The 4,870-nt window shown below is 68.1% G+C and carries 6 protein-coding genes and 1 pseudogene; all 7 read left to right on the top strand.

Annotated elements, in window-relative coordinates:
• Window positions 1–2 precede the first annotated feature (2 nt).
• Entirely contained in the window at window positions 3–665 is a 663-nt protein-coding gene (locus tag H3O04_RS33935; protein ID WP_337249680.1) for a nicotinate-nucleotide adenylyltransferase, read from the top strand.
• A 4-nt stretch (window positions 666–669) separates the two neighbouring features.
• The gene (rsfS, locus tag H3O04_RS33930) at window positions 670–1,113 is read left to right on the top strand and encodes a ribosome silencing factor (RefSeq protein WP_006484266.1); all 444 of its coding nucleotides are present in this window, start codon (window positions 670–672) and stop codon (window positions 1,111–1,113) included.
• Between the two features lie 18 nt (window positions 1,114–1,131).
• The gene (gene rlmH / locus H3O04_RS33925) at window positions 1,132–1,602 is read left to right on the top strand and encodes a 23S rRNA (pseudouridine(1915)-N(3))-methyltransferase RlmH (protein WP_006478222.1); all 471 of its coding nucleotides are present in this window, start codon (window positions 1,132–1,134) and stop codon (window positions 1,600–1,602) included.
• A gap of 51 nt (window positions 1,603–1,653) precedes the next feature.
• Entirely contained in the window at window positions 1,654–2,286 is a 633-nt protein-coding gene (locus tag H3O04_RS33920) for a Maf family protein (RefSeq protein WP_006478221.1), read from the top strand.
• A gap of 8 nt (window positions 2,287–2,294) precedes the next feature.
• On the top strand, window positions 2,295–3,764 hold the full coding sequence (gene rng / locus H3O04_RS33915; protein ID WP_011545847.1) for a ribonuclease G: 1,470 nt from the start codon (window positions 2,295–2,297) through the stop codon (window positions 3,762–3,764).
• Window positions 3,765–3,890: 126 nt separating this feature from the next.
• Window positions 3,891–4,226 carry a YggL family protein gene (locus H3O04_RS33910; RefSeq protein WP_006478219.1) on the top strand — a complete coding sequence of 112 codons (336 nt, stop codon included), beginning with the start codon at window positions 3,891–3,893 and terminating at the stop codon, window positions 4,224–4,226.
• A gap of 363 nt (window positions 4,227–4,589) precedes the next feature.
• Window positions 4,590–4,870 (top strand): annotated as a pseudogene (locus tag H3O04_RS33905) (PRC-barrel domain containing protein); the annotation flags it as partial.

Below are 4,870 nucleotides of genomic sequence, written 5' to 3'. Positions count from 1 at the left end.
GTATCGGTTTGCTGGGCGGTACCTTCGACCCGATCCACGACGGCCATCTCGCGCTCGCGCGCCGGTTCGCCGAACTACTCGACCTGACCGAACTCGTGCTGCTGCCCGCCGGGCAGCCGTACCAGAAGCGCGACGTGTCGGCCGCCGAGCACCGGCTCGCGATGACGCGCGCGGCGGCCGGCACGCTGTCCGTGCCGGGCGTGACCGTGACCGTCGCCACCGACGAGATCGAGCACACCGGCCCGACCTACACGGTCGAGACGCTCGCGCGCTGGCGCGAGCGGATCGGCCCGGGTGCGTCGCTGTCGCTGCTGATCGGCGCCGACCAGCTCGTGCGCCTCGATACGTGGCGCGACTGGCGCATGCTGTTCGACTACGCGCACATCGGCGTGTCGACGCGCCCGGGCTTCGAGCTCGGCGCGGCGCCGCCGGACGTCGCGCGGGAAATCGCCGCGCGGCAGGCCGGTGCCGACGTGCTCAAGGCCACGCCGGCAGGCCGCCTGCTGATCGATACGACCCTTTCGTTCGACATCGCCGCGACCGACATCCGCGCGCACCTGCGCGAATGCATCGCACGCCATGCGCAAATGCCCGACGCATCGGCCGAACATGTGCCGGCCGCCGTATGGGCCTATATTCTTCAACATCGCCTCTACCATTCCTGAATCCATGGATATTCGCAAACTGCAGCGCGTGATCGTCGACGCCCTCGAAGACGTCAAGGCGCAAGACATCAAGGTGTTCAACACCAGCCACCTGACCGAACTGTTCGACCGCGTGGTCGTCGCCTCGGGCACCTCCAACCGCCAGACCAAGGCGCTCGCGTCGAACGTGCGTGACAAGGTCAAGGAAGCCGGCGGCGACGTCGTCAGCTCCGAAGGCGAGGACACCGGCGAATGGGTGCTGGTCGACTGCGGCGACGCGGTCGTGCACATCCTGCAACCGGCCCTGCGCCAGTACTACAACCTCGAGGAAATCTGGGGCGACAAGCCCGTGCGGATGAAGCTCGGCGGCGGCAAGGGCAACGGCTTCGCCACGGCGAGCGAAGACGACGAGGAAGAGGAAGAAGCGCCCGCACGCCCGGCGCGCAAGACGGCCGCCCGCCGCCGTTGAGCCGTCACGCGTCTGTCGATGAAGCTTTTCATCCTCGCGGTCGGTCACAAGATGCCCGGCTGGATCGCATCCGGCTTCGACGAATACACGAAGCGGATGCCGCCCGAACTGCGCATCGAGTTGCGCGAAATCAAGCCTGAACTGCGTTCGGGCGGCCGCAGCGCCGAAAGCGTGATGGCCGCCGAGCGGCAGAAGATCGAGGCCGCGCTGCCGAAGGGCGCGCGCCTCGTCGCGCTCGACGAGCGCGGCCGCGACTGGACCACGATGCAGCTCGCGCAGGCGCTGCCCGGCTGGCAGCAGGACGGCCGCGACGTCGCGTTCGTGATCGGCGGCGCCGACGGGCTCGATCCGGACCTGAAAGCACGCGCCGACGTGCTGCTGCGCATCTCGAGCATGACGCTGCCGCACGGCATGGTGCGCGTGCTGCTCGCCGAACAGCTTTACCGGGCGTGGAGCATCACGCAGAATCACCCCTACCACCGCGCATGACGTGTCGTCCTCGAGACGCGCGCCGGGCGCGCTCAACGAGATAACGACACCATGCCGTCCAGCACGTCCCCCGCGCTTTTCCCGATCCTCTACCTCGCTTCGCAAAGCCCCCGCCGCCAGGAGCTGCTGCTGCAGATCGGCGTACGCTTCGAGCTGCTGCTGCCGCGCCCCGACGAGGACGCCGAGGCGCTCGAAGCCGAACTGCCCGGCGAAGCCGCCGACGCGTACGTGCGGCGCGTGACCGTCGCGAAGGCCGAGGCCGCGCGTGCGCGTCTCGTCGCGAGCGGCAAACCGGCCGCGCCGGTGCTCGTTGCGGACACCACGGTGACGATCGACGGCGCGATCCTCGGCAAGCCGGCCGACGCCGACGATGCGCTCGCGATGCTCACCCGCCTCGCGGGCCGCGAACACGAAGTCCTGACCGCCGTCGCCGTGATCGGCGCCGACGGCGAACTGCTGCCGCCCGCGCTGTCGCGCTCGTCGGTACGTTTTTCGAACGCACCGCGCGACGCATACGTGCGCTACGTCGAAACCGGCGAGCCGTTCGGCAAGGCCGGCGCGTACGCGATCCAGGGCCGCGCGGCCGAATTCATCGAGCGAATCGACGGATCCCATTCAGGTATCATGGGTCTGCCCCTTTTTGAGACTGCCGCGCTGCTGCGTACCGCACGCGTCGCCTTCTGAACCGCACCATGAACGAAGAAATCCTGATCAACCTCACGCCGCAGGAAACGCGCGTCGCACTCGTCCAGCAAGGTGCGGTGCAGGAGCTTCACGTCGAGCGCACGCTGTCGCGCGGGCGGGTCGGCAACATCTATCTCGGCAAGGTCGTGCGCGTGCTGCCCGGCATGCAGTCGGCGTTCATCGACATCGGCCTCGAACGCGCGGCGTTCCTGCACGTCGCCGACATCTGGCATCCGCGCCTCGCGGGCGAGCCGCAGTCAGGCGCGCCGCACCAGCCGATCGAGAAGATCGTGTTCGAGGGCCAGACACTGATGGTCCAGGTGATCAAGGACCCGATCGGCACGAAGGGCGCGCGGCTGTCGACGCAGGTCAGTATCGCGGGGCGCACGCTCGTCTACCTGCCGCAGGAGCCGCATATCGGCATCTCGCAGAAAATCGAGAGCGAGGCCGAGCGCGAGGCCGTGCGCGCGCGCCTGACGGCCGTGATCCCGCCGGACGAGAAAGGCGGCTACATCGTGCGCACGATCGCCGAGGATGCGACCTCCGACGAACTGGCCGGCGACGTCACGTACCTGCGCAAGACCTGGGCGACGATCGTCGCACAAGCGCAGCGCCTGCCGGCGACGAGCCTGCTGTATCAGGATCTCGATCTCGCGCAGCGCGTGCTGCGCGATTTCGCGAACGACGACACGACGCGCATCCAGGTCGACTCGCGCGAGACGTACCAGCGCCTGTCGGAATTCGCGGGCGAATTCACGCCGGCCGTGAGCCCGAAGCTGCATCACTACACGGGCGAGCGGCCGCTGTTCGACCTGTACAACATCGAGACGGAGATCCAGCGCGCGCTGTCGCGCCGCGTCGACCTGAAGTCGGGCGGTTACCTGATGATCGACCAGACCGAGGCGATGACGACGATCGACGTGAACACCGGCGGCTATGTCGGCGCGCGCAACTTCGACGACACGATCTTCAAGACCAACCTCGAGGCCGCGCATACGATCGCGCGGCAACTGCGGCTGCGCAACCTCGGCGGGATCATCATCATCGACTTCATCGACATGGAGAACGCCGAGCATCGCGACGCGGTGCTGTCCGAGCTGAAGAAGGCGCTGTCGCGCGACCGTACGCGCGTGACGGTCAACGGTTTCTCGCAGCTCGGGCTCGTCGAGATGACGCGCAAGCGCACGCGCGAATCGCTCGCGCACGTGCTGTGCGAACCGTGCCCGACCTGCCAGGGCAAGGGCCAGGTGAAGACGTCGCGCACCGTGTGCTACGACATCCTGCGCGAAATCCTGCGCGAGTCGCGGCAGTTCAATCCACGTGAGTTTCGCGTGATCGCCGCGCAGCAGGTGATCGACCTGTTCCTCGACGAGGAGTCGCAGCATCTGGCGATGCTGATCGACTTCATCGGCAAGCCGGTGTCGCTGCAGGTGGAGTCGAATCTGAGCCAGGAGCAGTACGATATCGTGCTGATGTAACCTTCCGCCCATCCGCCGCCGGCATCGCCGCGCGGCGCCCCGATGCGGCGTCCGGGCCGTTCGCGCCTGCCGCGCCGGCGCCGGCCGCCGCCCTTTCATTGACCCTTTTCGCATTCACCACACACCATGAGCCAAGGCCACAATCGCCGCCAGCGCAAGAAACTCCACATCGGCGAATTCCAGGAACTCTCGTTCAACGCCACCGCGCATTACCGCAATGAAATGACCGACCTCGAGCGCGGCCAGTTGATCGATGCATTCATCGACTTCGTCGAAGCGAACGGGCTGCTGACCGTCGCGTCCGCGGACGAAGGCATCGGCGCGTACGTGATCTCCGGCGCGCCGCGCGGCACGACGACCGACGCCGACCGCGAACTCGTGCGCGGGTGGCTGGCCGCCCGTCCGGAACTGAAGGACGTCCAGGTCAGCGAATTCGCCGACGCGTGGTATCCGGACGCCTGATTTTCCGGTTTCACGCTGTTTCGGACAGCAGCCGCGCCTGCGGCGCGTCCGCCGAATGGCCATGATTGCGGCAGGCGTTGCGGCACGGTTGCCGCGGTCCGCGGGCCTCGGCTCGTTGAGCCAGGGGCCCCGCGGCAGCGGCGCCGGCGCCCGCATCGCCGTCGATCAGGCACCGCAGCCGGGCCTCCAACCCGCGTCCGATCCCTTCCTTTTCCCGACGGTCGGCCTGCAACAGGCCATCGAAGTCGGTCCTGAAAGCAAGACACGTTAAACTCTCACCTCGCGTGGTGCGCCGCCCGCACCCGCCATCCATCGCCAGCCGCGTGCCCTCGGGCCGCCCCCCGACCCATGGAGTGAGTGTCAATGAGCGGCGGACTCCCGTTTCCCGCATCCCGCAAGTCGTTGCCGTCGTCGACGGTCTTCCTGATTCTCGCCGTCGCCGCGCTGCTGTCCGGCTGCGGGCTGCTGCCGGTCCAGAACCCGCCCGCGCCGATCAGCGAGGCGCTCGTCGAGCCTGTCGAGGAGACCGCCGGCGAGCCGCTGACGATGCCGCCGGTGCCCGCGCCGACGCAACCGGAGGAACCGGAAGCGCCGAAGAAGCCGCACCGCGAGGTGACGCGGCCGAAGCCCGTGCAGCGTCCCGA

The sequence above is a fragment of the Burkholderia sp. KCJ3K979 genome, assembly GCF_016759955.1.
Lineage (GTDB): Bacteria > Pseudomonadota > Gammaproteobacteria > Burkholderiales > Burkholderiaceae > Burkholderia > Burkholderia orbicola.
This window is presented reverse-complemented; position numbering and strand designations above follow the sequence as displayed.